Annotated in this window: 18 protein-coding genes and 1 tRNA gene; 6 read left to right on the forward strand and 13 right to left on the reverse strand. The window is 53.7% G+C overall.

What is annotated here, in order from left to right:
• Positions 1–352 precede the first annotated feature (352 nt).
• Positions 353–1,234, forward strand: coding sequence for a LysR family transcriptional regulator (locus AC01ZF_RS16310; protein WP_424676060.1), 882 nt, complete (start codon positions 353–355; stop codon positions 1,232–1,234).
• A 63-nt stretch (positions 1,235–1,297) separates the two neighbouring features.
• The gene (locus tag AC01ZF_RS16315; protein ID WP_424676061.1) at positions 1,298–1,771 is read left to right on the forward strand and encodes an NUDIX domain-containing protein; all 474 of its coding nucleotides are present in this window, start codon (positions 1,298–1,300) and stop codon (positions 1,769–1,771) included.
• A 105-nt stretch (positions 1,772–1,876) separates the two neighbouring features.
• On the opposite strand, the gene dprA is transcribed toward AC01ZF_RS16315, so the two are convergent.
• On the reverse strand, positions 1,877–2,965 hold the full coding sequence (dprA, locus tag AC01ZF_RS16320) for a DNA-processing protein DprA (protein WP_424676062.1): 1,089 nt from the start codon (positions 2,963–2,965) through the stop codon (positions 1,877–1,879).
• 143 nt (positions 2,966–3,108) lie between these two features.
• Here dprA and AC01ZF_RS16325 point away from each other — a divergent pair, with 143 nt between their 5' ends.
• Positions 3,109–3,393 (forward strand): DUF427 domain-containing protein, encoded by a 285-nt coding sequence (locus AC01ZF_RS16325; RefSeq protein ID WP_424676063.1) that lies wholly within the window; start codon positions 3,109–3,111, stop codon positions 3,391–3,393.
• A 63-nt stretch (positions 3,394–3,456) separates the two neighbouring features.
• Here AC01ZF_RS16325 and secF read toward each other — a convergent pair whose 3' ends face one another.
• The 4 genes from secF to AC01ZF_RS16345 form a co-directional block, all read right to left on the reverse strand.
• The gene (gene secF / locus AC01ZF_RS16330) at positions 3,457–4,458 is read right to left on the reverse strand and encodes a protein translocase subunit SecF (RefSeq protein WP_424676064.1); all 1,002 of its coding nucleotides are present in this window, start codon (positions 4,456–4,458) and stop codon (positions 3,457–3,459) included.
• Positions 4,459–4,511: 53 nt separating this feature from the next.
• On the reverse strand, positions 4,512–5,900 hold the full coding sequence (gene secD / locus AC01ZF_RS16335; protein WP_424676065.1) for a protein translocase subunit SecD: 1,389 nt from the start codon (positions 5,898–5,900) through the stop codon (positions 4,512–4,514).
• 164 nt (positions 5,901–6,064) lie between these two features.
• Positions 6,065–6,763, reverse strand: a complete 699-nt coding sequence (locus tag AC01ZF_RS16340; protein WP_424676066.1) for a DsbA family protein — start codon at positions 6,761–6,763, stop codon at positions 6,065–6,067.
• 66 nt (positions 6,764–6,829) lie between these two features.
• Positions 6,830–7,618 carry a YceI family protein gene (locus tag AC01ZF_RS16345; protein WP_476575507.1) on the reverse strand — a complete coding sequence of 263 codons (789 nt, stop codon included), beginning with the start codon at positions 7,616–7,618 and terminating at the stop codon, positions 6,830–6,832.
• Positions 7,619–7,785: 167 nt separating this feature from the next.
• Here AC01ZF_RS16345 and AC01ZF_RS16350 point away from each other — a divergent pair, with 167 nt between their 5' ends.
• The 3 genes from AC01ZF_RS16350 to AC01ZF_RS16360 all read left to right on the forward strand — a co-directional run bounded on the left by AC01ZF_RS16350 (position 7,786) and on the right by AC01ZF_RS16360 (position 10,181).
• Entirely contained in the window at positions 7,786–8,463 is a 678-nt protein-coding gene (locus AC01ZF_RS16350) for a hypothetical protein (RefSeq protein WP_424676068.1), read from the forward strand.
• Positions 8,460–9,449 carry a polysaccharide lyase gene (locus AC01ZF_RS16355; RefSeq protein WP_424676069.1) on the forward strand — a complete coding sequence of 330 codons (990 nt, stop codon included), beginning with the start codon at positions 8,460–8,462 and terminating at the stop codon, positions 9,447–9,449. Before AC01ZF_RS16350 ends, AC01ZF_RS16355 begins: the two co-directional genes overlap by 4 nt.
• Before the next feature lie 246 nt (positions 9,450–9,695).
• Positions 9,696–10,181: a MauE/DoxX family redox-associated membrane protein gene (locus AC01ZF_RS16360; protein ID WP_428112900.1), complete on the forward strand. Its 486-nt coding sequence runs from the start codon at positions 9,696–9,698 to the stop codon at positions 10,179–10,181.
• Positions 10,182–10,229: 48 nt separating this feature from the next.
• On the opposite strand, the gene AC01ZF_RS16365 is transcribed toward AC01ZF_RS16360, so the two are convergent.
• From AC01ZF_RS16365 to AC01ZF_RS16400, 8 genes are all read right to left on the reverse strand, one after another.
• Positions 10,230–11,558, reverse strand: coding sequence for an NAD(P)/FAD-dependent oxidoreductase (locus tag AC01ZF_RS16365; protein ID WP_476575508.1), 1,329 nt, complete (start codon positions 11,556–11,558; stop codon positions 10,230–10,232).
• Between the two features lie 97 nt (positions 11,559–11,655).
• Positions 11,656–12,150: an ASCH domain-containing protein gene (locus AC01ZF_RS16370; RefSeq protein WP_424676072.1), complete on the reverse strand. Its 495-nt coding sequence runs from the start codon at positions 12,148–12,150 to the stop codon at positions 11,656–11,658.
• Positions 12,151–12,159: 9 nt separating this feature from the next.
• A complete protein-coding gene (locus AC01ZF_RS16375) occupies positions 12,160–12,567 on the reverse strand; it encodes a hypothetical protein (protein WP_424676073.1) in 408 nt (135 codons plus the stop codon).
• Positions 12,568–12,611: 44 nt separating this feature from the next.
• A tRNA-His gene (locus AC01ZF_RS16380) sits at positions 12,612–12,686 on the reverse strand.
• 27 nt (positions 12,687–12,713) lie between these two features.
• The gene (locus tag AC01ZF_RS16385) at positions 12,714–13,559 is read right to left on the reverse strand and encodes a methyltransferase domain-containing protein (RefSeq protein ID WP_476575509.1); all 846 of its coding nucleotides are present in this window, start codon (positions 13,557–13,559) and stop codon (positions 12,714–12,716) included.
• Between the two features lie 200 nt (positions 13,560–13,759).
• The gene (locus tag AC01ZF_RS16390; RefSeq protein ID WP_424676075.1) at positions 13,760–14,134 is read right to left on the reverse strand and encodes a response regulator; all 375 of its coding nucleotides are present in this window, start codon (positions 14,132–14,134) and stop codon (positions 13,760–13,762) included.
• Entirely contained in the window at positions 14,131–15,795 is a 1,665-nt protein-coding gene (locus tag AC01ZF_RS16395) for a sensor histidine kinase (protein ID WP_424676076.1), read from the reverse strand. Before AC01ZF_RS16395 ends, AC01ZF_RS16390 begins: the two co-directional genes overlap by 4 nt.
• Before the next feature lie 2 nt (positions 15,796–15,797).
• Entirely contained in the window at positions 15,798–16,880 is a 1,083-nt protein-coding gene (locus AC01ZF_RS16400; RefSeq protein WP_428112905.1) for a PstS family phosphate ABC transporter substrate-binding protein, read from the reverse strand.
• Positions 16,881–16,985 lie beyond the last annotated feature (105 nt).

Here is a 16,985-nt window from a genome sequence, read left to right on the forward strand (position 1 = left end):
AGGTGAGTGGATGGCGCGGAACGAGATATGACCGGGAAGGGGATGATGCGTAGCACTTGCTATGACCAGGCCCGGCGGCCCCCTCTTTGCCCCTCCACCATTGTCATTTCGAGCGCAGCGAGCAATCTTACCATCCGTCTCACGATGCTTGAGATGATGTTGTTGAAGATGTCTCGCTTCGCTCGACATGACCGGGAAGGGGATTGGGCGCGGCACTCGCTGTATGAGACAGCTTCTAGACAGCCTTGTCATCAACAGCAAAGAAGCTTGTGTGCACGGTATGAACTGCACCATGGTATGGTAGAATAGCGACAATTCTCTCTCAACTGCAATAGATTCTAAGGAGGAGGGCTTGACGCTCAACCTTCATCTGCTGCGCATCTACGTAGCTGTCCTCGACCATGGTAGCTTTACTCGTGCGGCAGAAGCGCTGACGATGAGTCAATCGGCAGTGTCGCGGGCCGTACAAGAATTAGAGCGCCAATTAGGGACGGTACTGCTTGAACGGAGACCGCGTGGTGTTGCTCCAACCGATGCCGGGGCTATTCTCGGTGAACACGCTCGGCGCATCTTTGCTCACGAACGGCTGGCTATCGAGTCGCTGAACGAACTACGCGGTTTGCAACGAGGTCGGTTGGCGATTGGTGCAAGTAGTACGATCGGTACCTATCTCTTACCGCCGTTGCTCGGAGCCTATCATCGCCAGTATCCAGGGATTGAGTTATTCCTCGACATTGGGAACACCCAGCAGATCATGGAGCATCTGCTGGAGTATCGCATTGAAGTGGCGTATGTTGAGGGGCCGGTTACGCCAGACGAACGGTTACATATTACGCCATGGCGTGACGATGAGTTGGTGGTGATCGCAGCGCCTGATCACCCACTGGCCCGTCGTGCTCATCTGACCGAGGCCGACATTATTGGGGCACCGTTTGTCTTACGTGAACCAGGTTCGGGGACGCGCGAGGTGATGGAGCAAGCACTGGCCGAGCGGGGGATTACAGTACAGTCGGTGATGGAGTTGGGGAGTACTGAAGCGGTGAAGCATGCGGTCAGTGCCGGCTTGGGGTTGAGCATTGTCTCGAAGGTGGCTATCCAGATGGAGATTATTGCCGGTCGGTTGACAATTCTACGCATCCCGAGTTTGATGATCCAGCGCCGATTGAGTCGTGTACGCTTGATTGACCGACCGCAGAGTCAGGCATTGACGGCTTGGTTGAGGGGGAAGGGATGATTGTGCCGGCGTTTTGGTTGAGTAATGGTATAATGGCGGTGTCATACACATAAGGAGTCGGGTATGACCGTCAAATATACGCGCTGGCTACGGAGCTACGTCGGCCACCAACGAATTTTACAGGTACGGGCGAGTGGCTTTGTTCGTGATGAAACGGGCCGTATCTTGTTGTGCCGGCGGGCCGATGTGATGTTGTGGGATGTGCCGGGTGGGACGATTAGCCTCGATGAATCACCGGCGCGGGCTTTAGTCCGCGAAGTACAGGAAGAGACCGGTCTGATTTTAGCGCCATTTAAGTTGATCGGTATCTACAGTGGTTCCGATTTCGCATGGAGCTATCCTAACGGTGACCAATCACAGATTTTAGCCATCTTTTTTGCAGCGCGGATCGTCGGCGGTGAATTGCAACAAGCCGGTCACGAGAACGTTAACGTTGGCTTTTTTGCGCCCGACCATCTACCACCATTACTCAACCGCACACGCCGGATGTTGGTCGATGCATTCGCCGACCGTCCTGAAGCTACGTTTGATTGGTGATGAGGCGTTACAGGCAGGTTCAGCAATATCGCGTTTCAGCGCCATAACGTGCCAGGCAAGGCTGGACAGGTGAAGCGGTCACAGCAGGTTCAGCAGTAGCACGTCTTAGCGACCCCGTGCATAGTAGAGTGGTGCGACTTGCCGTACAAGTCCTTTCAGTTCTAGTAACGCTAATGCCGCTGCCGTTGTTGCGGCTGCCTGTCCGGCAGCACGCCCAATGACATCAATATGCTGCGGTTCACTTTCGACCACGCGGTAGATAGCCTCTTCCTCAGCCGTAAGTGCTAACTCAAGCGGTGGTTCGTGGAGATCACTGCGTCCTTCGAGGTTGAGCACGGCAAGCACATCCTGCGCGCTGGTGATAATAGCCGCACCCTCGCGGATCAACCGATGAGGACCGGCACTCAGCGGGTTGAAGATCGACCCTGGAACTGCCATCACGTCACGCCCTTGATCGAGGGCGAATTGCACGGTGATGAGCGCACCACTGTCTTCACGTGCTTCTACAACCAGTGTTGCCAGGCTTAAGCCGGCAATAATCCGATTACGCGGTGGAAAGTTGAGCGGTGCCGGTGGCGTGCCGAGCGGGTAATCGCTGATCAGGGCACCGGCAGAAACGATCTGCTCGGCGAGGGTGCGATTCCGTTCTGGATACACGCGGTCAGCGCCGCAGGCTAACACGGCTAGGGTGCGCCCACCGGCTTCGAGAGCCGCAGTGTGGGCAATTGTATCGATACCCAAGGCTAAGCCGCTGACAATCGTGATACCGGCGACCGCTAAATCGCGCGCCAAGCGTCGTGTCACTTCCCGTCCGTAGGGTGTAGGATGGCGTGTACCAACAATGGCGATGGCTCGTTGATCCGAGGCAGTCATTGTCCCACGCACATACAGCAATGGGGGTGGGGCAGCGATCATTCGTAGTAAGGGTGGATAGGCCGGATCGGTAATTGCCAGTGGGGTGATGCCGTTCGCCCGCAGACGTGCCAACTCGGCGTCGAGATCAAGGGTTTGGCGGGCAGTGCGTAGGTTGGCAATACTCCGTGCATCAAGACCGGCGGCTACCAGGGTGGCTTCGTCGGCATGCCAGGCCGCAGCCACCGAACCACATCGCTCGATCAGGCGGCTCAGTCGCAGTGGGCCAATTCCCGGTGTCAAGTTAAACCCGATATAGTAGCGAATAGTATCGTCGATCATGGTGTCTTCGGCAATATTGGTGAGTGCTGCACCGTGGCGATCAACTCATCGTGTCTATAAATAAACCGTTTTGGTAGGGCAAAAGATGCGTGAATCGAGTCATAATGCTCATGGGAAGTATGCATTGTATTGAGGAGGGTTGGATGCCACGAGCAATTTGGAATGGTGCGATCATTGCCGAAAGCGATGCAACAATTGTCGTTGAAGGGAATCACTACTTTCCGCCTGATTCGGTGCGGCGCGAGTATCTGCGTGAGAGCCAAACACATACCGTGTGTTCTTGGAAAGGGACGGCCAGCTATTACGATGTCGTGGTGAACGGTGAGGTAAATCGCGATGCGGCGTGGTATTATCCGGCGCCAAAGGAGGCAGCCAAGCAAATTGCTGGTTATATTGCGTTTTGGCGAGGGGTGAAGGTAGAAGCGTAACAATATCAGGGGGCAGATGAAAAACCTGCCCCTCATTTTCATTGATGCGGTATCAGCCTATGATCACGCTGCTTGAGCAGCTTCGTCGCGGCGACCGCGACCAAACCAGTTCCGCCATTCGCGGTGTTCCCAAACGACCAAGAGCTGGGCAGCGTTGAAGATCGATGAATAGGTGCCGCTGATTAACCCGATCAACAAGATCAAAACGAAATTACGAATGGTATCACCGCCAAAAAGGAGTAGTGCAGTCAGCGTAAAGAACGTCGTCAATTGGGTATTGATCGAGCGTGGCAGTGTCTGGACAAGACTGTGATTGACAATATCATCAAACGTTTCAGCAGGGTGGCGATTAAGCAGATTCTCACGAATGCGGTCGAATACCACAATGGTATCATGCACCGAAAAGCTCAACGTGGTGAGCAGGGCAGTTAAAAAGAGGGCATCCACTTCTAGCCCGATAGTAGCACCGAGAATAGCGGCGGTACCGAGTACTACGAGTACATCGTGCAGCATTGAAATCAATGCACAGACGCCGTAGCGCACCGGATGGGGCGCTTTACGGAACGCCCATGTCAAGTACAGCAAGATCACCAGTGAAGCACCGATCACGGCGATTACGGCGCTGCGTGTCGATTCAGCGCTTACGGTGGGGCCAACGCTTTCGAGGCGTTCACGGCTGACCGTACCAAACGTTGTGGTCAATGCGTTCGTAACGGCCTCGATTTCACTATTGGGATCCGACTCACTGAGCGGACGAGTGCGGACCAGGGCTGCGGCTACCGTTTGCCCATTGATAACGGTTGGACTCAGTTGGACTTGGGCGTTCTCAAAACCGGCAGTGGCAAACGCCTGTGCGATCCGATCGGTAGTAAGTGTCTCCGGCGCTGTATCGGGAAAGCGCAGTTCCCATAGTGCGCCACCGGCAAAATCAATGCTCGGCTTCAACCCAATGCTAAACCGTCCGGTGGTAATGAGCGGATGCAAGAAAAGCATGTAAAGGCCTGGCAAAATTACCAGTAGTGAAAAGGCAAACCACCAGTAGCGACGGCGAACAAGATATTCCATATAGACATTACTCCGCTAGTTAGCTCGGTTCACTCCGTTGGAAATCGGTGCAGCTACGACGCTACCGTTACCGCCGGTTCTGGACTACGCCGGTCAACACCAAACCACCATGCCCGTTCATCGCTAAACAACGGTAACACTAAGCGCATAAAGGTACGGGTGACGATAACAGCGGTGAACAAGCTGATGACAATACCCAATCCCAGGGTTAGGGCAAAGCCCTTGATCAAGCTAACACCGAAGCTGTTGCCGAACATAAACAACACAACACTGGTGATCAACGTTGAAACGCTCGAGTCACGAATAGCCGGCCAAGATTCGACAAACGCCAACTCAAGCGCATTGCGAATATCGCGACCGCGGCGGTACTCTTCGCGCAGACGCGCAAAGATCAGCACATTGGCATCGACGGCCAAACCGATCGAGAGGATAAAGCCGGCAATACCCGGTAGGGTGAGCGTCACTGGGATGAGTCGGTAAATAGCGAAGCTGATGGTCGTGTAGATCAGCAAAGCGATGGTCGCAATCAGGCCAGGGCCGCGGTAAAAGAGGATCATAAAGATTGCGACCACCGATAGCCCGATGATACCGGCCACAACACTCGCAGAGACACTCTCTTGACCAAGCGTGGCGGTCACGGTACGGCTCGTCTCGACCACCAGCGGTACCGGTAAAGCGCCGTACTTTAACTTATTAAAAATCTGATTACGCTCGGCTTCAGTCGTCACTTCGATCACGCCTGAACCGTCGGTTAGGGCCGCATTGATCACCGGGCAGCTCACTACCACATTATCCAGCACGATGCACATTGGTTTGCCGACATTAGCGGCGGTAAACGAAGCCAGCCGCTGAGCCGAAGCGCCACGGAAGGCAAACGAGACGGCGGGGCGGCTGCCAAGCGTGCTACCTTGCGAGAAAGTGGGTTGGACGGCTCCCGTATCAAGGTCGGCGCCATCGGTAATACTCTGGTAGATCGGACCAAGGCTGTTGGGGTCGGTTATGGTATCAGTTTCGAGCAATTGCGGCGGATTAGGACTGTTCGACGTGCGGACGATAGTGCCCTCAGCCAGATATTGGCCTTGCGAGTCGATGAACTCAAGTCGTCCGGTGCCGCGTAAGGTTTCAATCGCCTGTTCGGGATTAGCGACGCCGGGCAGTTCGACAATGATTCGATCGTTACCGGCGCGTTGGACAACCGTTTCACCGACACCGAGTGCATTGACACGCTGCTCGATCACACCGGCAGCGGTAGCGATCTGTTCAGCAGTGGCATTTGGATCGGCCGCACGCAATAAGACTTGAATCCCACCTTGCAGGTCGAGACCAAGGCGGACGCTGACGTCACGGCCAAGGAAGTTGTTGTTGGGGGCGAAGTTGATAGCAAGAGTTAACCCCAAGACAACGATAATCAAAATGAGTGCAGACAGATTTTGGTTTTGCACGGCGACAGTACCCCTCACGATGTTGAAAAACCGGCTCATTATAGGCCGGAAACGGCAGGTCGTCAATTGGCGGCAGTGAGACTGCCGCAGTCCACACTGCTAGGACGCAGGGCGGCCCTGCCGCAGTCGATACTTCGCTTCACTCCCGTAGTCAGACGTTATAGTTAACGACCAGCTGCACGTAGTGCTGCGTCGATTGCCGTAAACAGACGGTTCGAGTCAACGATCTGACCGTTAACGCTAAACGATGGGGTCGCTTGCACGCCAAGTTCGGCTGCCGATTGAGCAGCAGCCAAGATGGCTTCGCGGTGAGTACCGGCCTGCATACATGAATCGAACACTGCGCGGTCGATCCCGATAATGCCGGCGTAACCACTAAAGGTATTCAACGGTGAATTTAGTTGTGACCAGATACTCTGGTTCGCAAAGAGCTGGCCGTGCATTTCCCAGAACTTGCCTTGATCACCGGCACAACGAGCCGCTTCGGCAGCCGGTAGGGCATTGGGATGAATATTGGTGAGTGGCAGTTCGTGATAGATAAACTGCACTTTCCCGGTATTGATGTAGTCGCGTTCGAGGATTTGTTCGAGATTGCGTGTAAAGAACGCACAGCCGGGACACTGGTAATCTTCAAAGGCAATCACTTTTACCGGTGCATCGGGATTACCCTTGTAGTAAAATCCATCCTCAGTACGCCCAACCGGCGCGGTTGGTGTGGTAACTTCGGCGGTATTGCGGGTAAGTATCACTACCAGTGCCGTGATCGCTACAACTACAACCACACCGACTGCTATATACAAATACAGCAGGTTATTGGTTTTTGCAGTCTTGACTCGCCGGCCACGAGTGCTTTGTACGCTCATCGTTTGCTCCTGCCTTGATACTACTAAAACTCGCGTTATTATAATGATTGCGCGATAGACCGTCAATTAGCCGATCAGAGTGGCAACAAACTCTAGTTCTAACCGGACTTCATCGGCGACCGTATCAACCGCTGGGGAGTCGGGGATCGTAAGATTGAAATCCCGGTAGAGTATCGTTGTCTGGGCGAGACCGCTGATCTTGGTGGGGCTGATCGGGGTTACCGTCACCGTAAATGTGACCGGCCGCGTGACATCGGTGATGGTTAAATCTCCTTCAATGGTAAATTCAAACGGCACACCGATGGTAACACTCTCGGGTAAGCCATTGATTATGCGTGGGGTAAATGTGATGAGTTCAAATTGATTAGTGCGCAGAATAGCATTTTTAATTGCCCGATTGCGAAACTCGTTGTCGGTAGCTAAGGTACGTGCATTAATCTGAATGACCCCTACTTGCGCTGCGCTCGGCACATTTGGATCGAGGGCGATCTGACCGGCCACCTGATTAGTGACGCCGACCACTGTCACCGGCTGCCCACGCAATACCTCATCGATTAGGAAGCGGGCTTCCGAGCGATTCTGGTCGATGGCAAAGATCTGTAGTGTCGGTTGACTAGCGACTGTTGTCGGGGCAACAGTCGTTGGGTCGGCTGTACTTGGGATTGAATCGACAGTTGGAGTCGGTAACGCAGCGACTGCTGAGGTAGCAGTTGGGATGGTGGTCGGTACGACGATCGGGATAGCTTCAAGAGGGCCACTGGCCGCCTCTGGCGGACGGAAGACATAGATCGCAACGCCGCTTAAGAAAAGGATGATGACAACTCCAACAATGATAATAATACGTCGCACGAGCATAGTTCCTCATACAATGATCTCGAATCCTGTCCTCATCCGGCATGATACCGGAAATGCGATGGTGACCGGCACTTTCTCATCAAACATTAATTGTCGAGTGGTGTAGTGTAGTGTGGTATAAGTAGAAACAATGCAGAGTGGTCATGTTGTTATATAAAAAAGCCGGTATGAGTAACCCATCATCGATTTGGCAATTGTACCGGATATTCGTATTTATCGGCGGGTGGTTAGTTACGTTGATCGTGGTAAGCAATTGGTCAACTGAGGCCGGGCAAGCGGCAGTAACTTTGGTCGTTGTGCCGAGCGAACTAGAAACGATACGCGGGGAACGTATCGGTCAATTAGCAGCATTACACGACGCTGAACTAAATGAGTGGGCTTGGGAACCGGAAACGGCGTATATGCGATTCGGAATCACCGGTGCTGCAACCGGTCACGAGAGCATCTTGACGTACACCGTGCCGGTCAGCGTTGCGCTGACTGCGGTCAACGAGATGGGACTACTGGTCAACTGGCGCGGCCCAACGGCAAGCGAGCAGCGCTGGTGGTGGGAAGTCCGCAATGTGCAGACCGGTCAGTGGTATCTTCTTGGTGACAACACAAACGGGCAAACGTGGCGTTGGACGACATGGTCGTTGGGAATCCCGCTGTCGCCGGTAGAGGTCATCGATGACGAGCGCCATCTCTTCATTCGCTACCAAGCCGACAACAACAGCAACGAAAGCGCATTGGATCAACTGGTGATCGAATTGACGGTAAACGGTGTACCATCCGGAACGGTCACTCCGGCGCCAACATCGTCACCAAGTGGAGTGAACGTCTACCTACCATGCATTGCATTATGAACGAGAAGGTGACGGCCACACCGCCGCCGAGCACCGATCCATGCGCATTTCGACCGAATGACGGTGTAGTCTTTGCTACCGGTCTCGAACGAGAGCATTGGTATCAATTGACCAACCGGGGCAATAGCGGATCAGTACTGGCGCCGTACTTACCCAATCGTGTGTATCAAAGTTATCCCAACAATGTTAGTCGGGTAGCGATGGCATCGGCGCCACGCGGCCAATTTGTCCAGCAATTTCAGAATCTGGCCGGCACTCATGAACCACAAACGGCGTTCAAATTTGCACTACCGCGCAGCGATGTCTACTATTGGCGATTTTATCGCCAATACGAACCCGGCTACCAATTCACTTGTGAATCGAAGGCCTTCTCGATCTATGCCCACAACCCGATCACTTACACATTGCCGGCGGGGGAACGACCAAACGGCACTAATGAGGTGAGCTGCTTCCTACAAATGATGCCAAACTGCTGGTATGACAACCGGTCTATGATGAGGCGTTGTTTTGATGCCGAGGGTGTCAATACGCGCAGTGAACCGGTGTTGTATTGTTACCATCTCGATCAACCGACCGGTTACGGCGAGAAGTTCCGCCAAAACATCGGTGAACCGACTTACATCACTAGTGGTCAATGGATCGATTTTCACATGATGATGAAGCGCAATACACCTGATCAAGCCGACGGTGAGATCAAGTTATGGATCAACGGGGTGTTAAAAATGCACCATACCGGCATCCGCTTTCGCACAGTGCCGGAGTTGCAATTGAACGCTGTGTCGCTCGGTGGTTACATCGGTGGCACATGCACCAGTGCACGTGATCAGAAGATCTGGGATGACCATTACATGGTTGCAACCACCTTCATTACCGATGAACGATTCGCTGCGCTGTGCGAGACCAAAACGGAATGGTTCGATACCGGTATCGGATACGATTGGGATCTCGACCGGCGCTGTTGGCCGGGAGTGAGTTGTTTACCGTGAATCGAACTACGAGAACGTGCTGTTGGTGGGAAAAGGGATGTGGCTGTCTCCCTGTCGGCTTTTTTTGGTACAGTGATGACATATAAACACAATTTTTACAAGAAAGTGCTATACTTGAAACAGCAGTCACCGGCAACCGTTCCTGTTACGTAAGCCGAGCATCGGAGGTAGGAGCGACGGTTGGTATCAGCCCGGCGGCTGTTTCGTACAATCCGGTCTCTCTGGGACGACACAGGAGTGGTTGCGATGAATAATCGCGCTCTAGCTTTGCGACGGGCAGTACGCATCGGAATAGTGGTACTACGCTATGCGTTTGGGGCGACATTTGCTTACGGAGCTTACCATAAAATTACACGTGGTTGGACAACCACGCCGATCATGCGTGAGCATTTCGAGCAACGATTAACCGAGATCGATCCCAACAGCTTTAGTGCCGCGTATCTGCGCTATTTTGCGATACCGTTTTATCGCCCGATTGCGTGGATTTTGACGATAGGGCAGGTGATTGTTGCGATAAGCATGTTGACCGGTAAGGGGGTACGGCAGAGTGCGGCATTGGCACTGTTTTTACTGGTAAACATTACAGCAGGTTCGTATTTTAACGCGAGTATGCCACCGTATCTGGTTACAGCAGTGTTGTTAATGTTGGATAAACAAGAGGGACGGTTGGCATGGGATGCGCTATCCGATACTACCACGGTCTTCATGGTGGGTAAGCGTGATGATACATAAGTTTGAGAGGCAAGGCGGGTTGAAAAACCCGCCTCGTAGGGAAGATGATTAATTGTCATTGACCTCATCATATTCGACGGCAAAAGGCTGCTTTTCGGCACCAACTCCAAAAATGAGGCGCACCCCACGGTCATAGGTAAAGTAGCTATACGCCCAATTCAGCAATACCAACACTCGATTACGGAAGCCGACCAGTGCCATGAGATGCACAAACAGCCAGCCAACCCAAGCTAACCAACCACTCAATTGGATACCGAAGGCATCGAGTACGGCCGCACTGCGTCCGATCGTTGCCATCTGCCCTTTATCGATGTAGTGAAACGGCTGCATCGGTTGATGGTTGAACTGGGCGATAATATTACGAGCGGCCTGTTCACCCATTTGGATCGCAACCGGTGCGACCATTGGATAGGCAACACCCGGACGGTATCCTTCCAAATACGCCATATCGCCGATGACAAAAACTCGCTCGTCCGCCGGCAACGTTAGGTGTGGTGTCACGACTACACGTGCACCACGGCCGAGCGTCACGCCGAGCGCATCAGCGAGCGATGCGCCGCGCACACCGGCGGCCCACACGACCGTTGCAGCCGGCAAAAATGAGCCGTCGCGGAAGGTCAAGCCATCGTGATGAGCGTCGGCTACTTGGGTCTGGAGGCGTACCTCAACCCCCATCTGCCGGAGGCGTTGTAGTGCCGCATGTTGGAGCGATTCGGGAAATGAAGCGAGGATATGGTTGGTCGCCTCAATCAGCACAACCCGGGCCTGTCGGGTATCGAGCATCGGATAATCGCGGCGAATGACGTGTCGAATCAGCTCGATGAAAGCGCCGGCTAGCTCGACCCCGGTTGGTCCACCCCCAACAACGGCAAAGGTCAGTAACGCAGCACGCCGTGCTGGGTCACTCTCGACTGCGGCGCGCTCGCAGCAGAGAAGGACGTGATTGCGTAGGCGTTGTGCTTCGTCCAGGTCTTTCATGCCCAACGCATAACGCGCGATCCGATCGTTGCCAAAGAAATTGGTCGTACTGCCCGCAGCCAAGATGAGGTAATCGTAGCTTATCGCGCCGACATCGGTCTGCACACAGCGGCGGGTAAAGTCGACCCCCTGCACTTCGGCAAGCAGAAAGTTTGCGTTGCGATAGCGACGCAAGATGGCGCGTACCGGATACGCAATTGATTCGGGTTCAAGACCCGCTGTAGCAACTTGGTAAAGCAACGGCCAGAAGCCGTGATAGTTGGTACGGTTGATGAGCAAGACCTCAACCGATGCATTGGCGAGGGTACGAGCGGCGGCTAATCCGCCGAATCCAGCGCCAACGATGACAACCCGCGGACGAGTAGTCGGTTGTGGTGCAGTTTGGTTGGCCGAAGGCATCGTTGGCCTCCTTTCTGGTGAAATTATTCACAAAATAACGATACTACGGAATACGGATGTTGGTCAAGCCAATACCGGCTCGAAACCGGTTCCCTGCTCACCCCGACCATCGTTCGATGATCTCCCATCCGCTTCGGTGATGGCGTGGTAGGGGAATGGCCGGTAATGGGATGATCTCATCTAGCCAAATCAAGGTGAGGTAGCGTGCATGGGCATAGTGTTGCCAGAAGTGGGGATCGGTAATAGCGAGATCATCACCGTATGCCATGCGAACCTCATTGAGATCGGTAAGTGGACGACTCAGCGCATATTCGGCCAAGGCCAGACCGGCGAGCGGACCACCGGTGCGCTTGAGAAGGAGGATGTCACCCGGTTGTACGCGCCCAAAAGGCGGACGGCGGTCGCGTGCAAAGCGACTCTCAACCCGTTTGCTACCGGCTAGCAAGCGACTCAGGTACGGTTCACGGACAATGGCGAGATGGAGGTGATTTGAGTAGGCTTGGCTCTGCCACGCTTGGAGACGAGCGTACCAGTGGGGAAAGTGGGTGGTAGCGGCCAGCAGCATCTGAAAGGTTGTAGATGGTAAGAGCATCGTTTTTGCCTACGAGGTTGGGGTTGGCCGTTGCAGAACGTAGGCGGTGGCAGTTTGGACATGCATACCCACCGTAATACCGCGGGCAGCGGCAGCTTGGTTCACAGCACTGATGATGCCGCAGTTCCACGTATCGGTCGCATCGCCAATCCGAGCTGAGGTATGGGCTACAGCCATCGCCGGGATGTGCGCTGTATCGAGGAGGTGTAAGCCAGCAATACCGGCGTAATCTTTGCCAATTCCGGCATCGTTAAACACGACACCAACCGGTGGTATGGCAAGTGCGTAACGTGCCGAACTAACACCGCCGTGTGAACCACTGATGATACATGCGTTGCGGTCGTTCTCATCAATGTACGAGATCGAGTCCATCAGCACGACGCGACCGTTGGCGAAGGGAAACGATGTCTTAGCCATAGGATGACGAACGAAAAGCCGGGCTATTTACCCGGCTTTATTTGTGGGGTGCCTGATGGGGCTCGAACCCACAACTTCCTGATCCACAGTCAGGCGCTCTGCCATTGAGCTACAGGCACCGCGCAGCAGTAGTGAATATAACACAATTAGGCCATCTCGTCAAATACCTGCACGACACTAAATACCACAATCCCGTATTGCCATTGATCACGCACGTAGAGGCCGGCGTCGGCGAACGCCTGGTTAAGTTCGGTGATAGTGGGGAATTGGAGGCCGCCGGTACTGAGCAGTGATTGGAGCAAGCGCCCGACGGGCGTAGGGGAAGCAGTCAGACTCATCATCACGCCACGGCCGTCAGGGGTTAGCACCCGATGCCATTCGGCTAAGGCAGCCGCGATGTCACCGATTTCATTGAGGGAGCCACCCATTACCAATACGTTGGCCGAACCATCGGCAAACGGTAAGGCTTGGGCACTGGCGCGAATAAAGCTGATGTTCAACTTTTGCGCGCGGGCGCGTGTGCGAGCTTCAAGTAACATTGGGCGACTAAGATCGATCCCGACGACAAACCCGTTTGCGCCGTGGTGACGGCAAGCGTGGGCCAAGGCTCGGGCATACAGACCATTACTACATCCCACATCGATCATCAAGCCACCACGCTCGACACCGGCCAATTCGGTGATCAGGTGTAGCTCGCGTTCAAGCGGAAATTGCTCGCCGCTAAGGAGGCTGAGGGCGAGAGGTCGCCACGTTCGTTCATACGCCCATGCCGCCGGTGGCATTTCGTTTACCCATTGCGCGATACTCGCGGGCCATTGGGTACCGAGCACATCAAGAATTCCATCGGTGATCGGATACCTTCTCGTACAGTGTGGACAGCGCAGATAATCGCGTTCGATAGTGCCATCGGTCGCATACTCGATCTGCTCGACCATTAAGGTGACAGTAGGGTGGTGAGGGCAGGTAATGAGCGGAAGTAGGTTAGAGTCCATACCACCATCTTCTAGGCTTAGCACTGCTAAGCACTGTAAGCGCGAAGGATGTGTGAGTAGCCGTCGTAGCGTGGCAAGACACCGCTTGTGAGCGGTGCAATGTGGTAATAACGGGAACGATCCACCGCCCTGATGGTATGGTACCTCAGATTTACCCAAACGAGAACGCGCCGAGGTCTGTACATTCCGACTTTGGTCAGTTATGTTGAGTTGTGTTGGACGTAGCGACGGGCAATGGTCACGAGCTGGTCATAATCAATCGGTTTGGCTAAAAACTCTACACATCCGGCACGCTTAGCCCGCTCAATGTCATTGCGGGTGACGTGACCGCTGACGGCGACCACCGGAATATCGCGGAGATCGGGGTCGTTTTTAACGTATTCGGTAGCCGTCCATCCATCAAGTCCGGGCATCGACAAATCCATTAAGATGAGACTAGGACGCCGTTGGCGAGCGATGTCAATTGCTGTGAGTGCATTTGCTGCCATCTCAACGGGAAATCCGCTGAAACTGAGCATTTGGCCGAGAATATGGCGATTATCGAAGTTATCGTCGACAACTAAAATAAAGCTCATGCGATATCTCCTGCGAGTTGCATTGGAGTTGAGAACGATGCGCGCGAAGATGTTGGCACTGGAACTACCGGGATCCAGATGGAAAAGGTCGAGCCAACGCCCACCGTACTCTGCACGGTAATGGTGCCACCGAGGGCTTCGACGATCTGCTTGCTGAGCGCCAAGCCGAGGCCGGTACCTTCATAGCGGCGGGTGACCGAATCGTCGACTTGGCTAAAGGGCTGGAAGAGCTTGTGTTGTTTGTCGGGCGGAATACCGATCCCGGTATCATGGACGGCAAAACGCAGACCGTCTCGACCGTTGTGTTGGATGGCGGTTACTTCGAGCCGGATAAGACCATCTTCGGTAAACTTTGCGGCATTGCTCAACAGATTGATCAACACTTGCCGTAATCGGCGGTCATCGGTCTTGATAACGCCGATCTCGGGTGGGCAATCTGTTTCTATTCGATTGTGATGACGTTGAGCCAAAGGCAACGTCATTGACACGACCTCTTCAACCAGAGCTGCCACCTCCACCGGTCGATAATCAAGATCGAGCGCACCTTGTTCGATACGGGCAAAGTCGAGCACGTTACTAATAAGCGACAACAGATGGCGGCCAGAAGTCAGGATACGTTCGAGATACGATATATGGCTATCGGGCACAATCTTTTGGATATGGAGTAATTGAGCATACCCGAGGATCGCATTCAATGGTGTGCGCAGCTCGTGGCTCATAGTCGCAAGGAATGCACTCTTGGCTTGGCTGGCTGCTTCAGCCGCTGCACGTGCTCGTTCAGCCTCAGCTTCTGCCTGTTTTCCGCGGATCACTTCAGCCATTAATTGTTCTTGACGGGCAAGGCTATCTTGCAAGGCACGGTTACGTTCTTCCAATTCAGCACGTTGGGATCGCAGACTTTCCAACATCTGATCGAACGCTTGTGCCAGATCACCGATTTCATCGCGGATACGCTCATTAATCGCACCGACGAAATTACCGGCAGCAACTTGATGAGCCGCCTGTGCCAGTCGTTGTAAACGGCGGGCAATCCGCGCTGAAAGGAATAGCCCGATTACAGCCGAGATGATGATTGCCATCACGGTATCGAACAAGATAAAGGTACGGGCAGCCTCATAACTAGCGGCAACTACATCGAGTGAGGCACGGGCCTGTTGTTTATTCTCCTGTACCAATGCAGTCATCGCCTGATCGAGCTTTTCATAAAACGGGTTCATCCGCGAATAGAACGGTTGGACGCTACCGTCACTCACCAAGCGCACGGCTGGAATAAATCGCCCGTGGTTGGCCTGCACGACCTCGTGCCATGCTGCTTCGACTGCCGCCAAGTGCTCTTGTTCGCGGGCAGAGCTAATCAAAGGGCGATAGGTGGTAAAATAAGTGGCCATCTCGTACTCGAGAGCGTGCATGTGCTCCAGTAACCGCTCGCGGTCGCCATGGTTGGTATAAATCAAGAACTCGAGCTGGCGGGCACGGTAACGATTGATCGCTGCTACCATATCACCAACCGTATCGAGTGAAGGAATGGTATGGCGCTCGATAAAGACGGCACGTTCATTCATCGTTGCCATTTGGTGCGTAGCAAAGTAGCCTAAGACCATCATCAAGACAAGGTCAATGGCTAATGCACCTAGTAATTTGAGACGAATGGGAAACCGCATGGCTAACGATCCTCAAGTTGCAACAATTGTTCAATTGAAAGCCCTACTTGAGAGCCACCAGAAAAGATGGAGCCGGTCCGTCGTCGTTCGACGCGGCGTAGTGCTAATTCGTAGGCAGTGCTTGGTAAGGGAACGTATAACGCCTGAGTAGCAAACAACGAACCATTTTGCAAATACAGGTCGACAAATGTACGTACTTCCGCCTGTGCTAACCGATCGGCCCGAACATAAATAAAGATCGGACGGGCCAGCGGTTGATATTGACCGTTACTAATGGTCTCAATCGATGGAGCGACGCAACCGTTTCCGTTGTCTATCGCTACTGCACGCAACTGGTCGGCATATTCGGCATAATAGGCGTAACCGAAAAAGCCCAATCCAAATCGGTCGCCAGCAACATCTTGGGCGAGAAGGTAATCGTCTTCGCTGGCTGTATAGTCGCGACGACTGACACCCTCTTGGCCGACAGTAGCTGACGTGAAGTAATCGTAGGTTCCCGAATCGATACCGGCGCCGTACAGATGCAATGGTGCATCAGGCCAATCGGCGCGTATCTGATTCCACCGTGTAATCACCGTCTCCGCCTCAGGCGACCACATTCGTTTCAACTCAGCCACTGTGAGGCATTGCGCCCAATCGTTTTGCGGATGAACAACCACAGAAAGACCATCGAAAGCAACCGGCAACTCGACAAAGGTGATACCGTTGGCAGTACAGGTTTCCATCTCGCTCTGTTTGATCGGACGTGAGGCGTTGGAAATATCCGTCTCGCCGGCGCAGAAGCGCGAGAAACCACCCCCGGTTCCACTGACACCAAGCCGAATTGTTACTTGGGGTGAAAGTTCGTTAAATGCAAGTGCAACCCGTTCAGTGATTGGAAAGACCGTACTTGAGCCATCGATCTTGATTTCACCGCTTAATGATGAGAAATCGACTTCAGGCAATAAAAGAGCCGCCGTTGGCGAAGGCGGCGACGTAGCCGGTAAGGGCACCGGTGTAGACGAGGGTTCGGTAGGAGAACTACCCACGCACGCGGTCAGCAACAGCGCTATGAGGCTCAGCGAGATAATGTGTCGAGTGATCATTATACCATCGTTGAAGATTGTGACAGGAACAGAAATGTTTCCTCGACCGCTTTCTATTATACGCTTCTGACAGCGAGTCGTTGGTTAAGTGAATGTTAAATCTAC

The organism is Chloroflexus sp. (assembly GCF_056331925.1).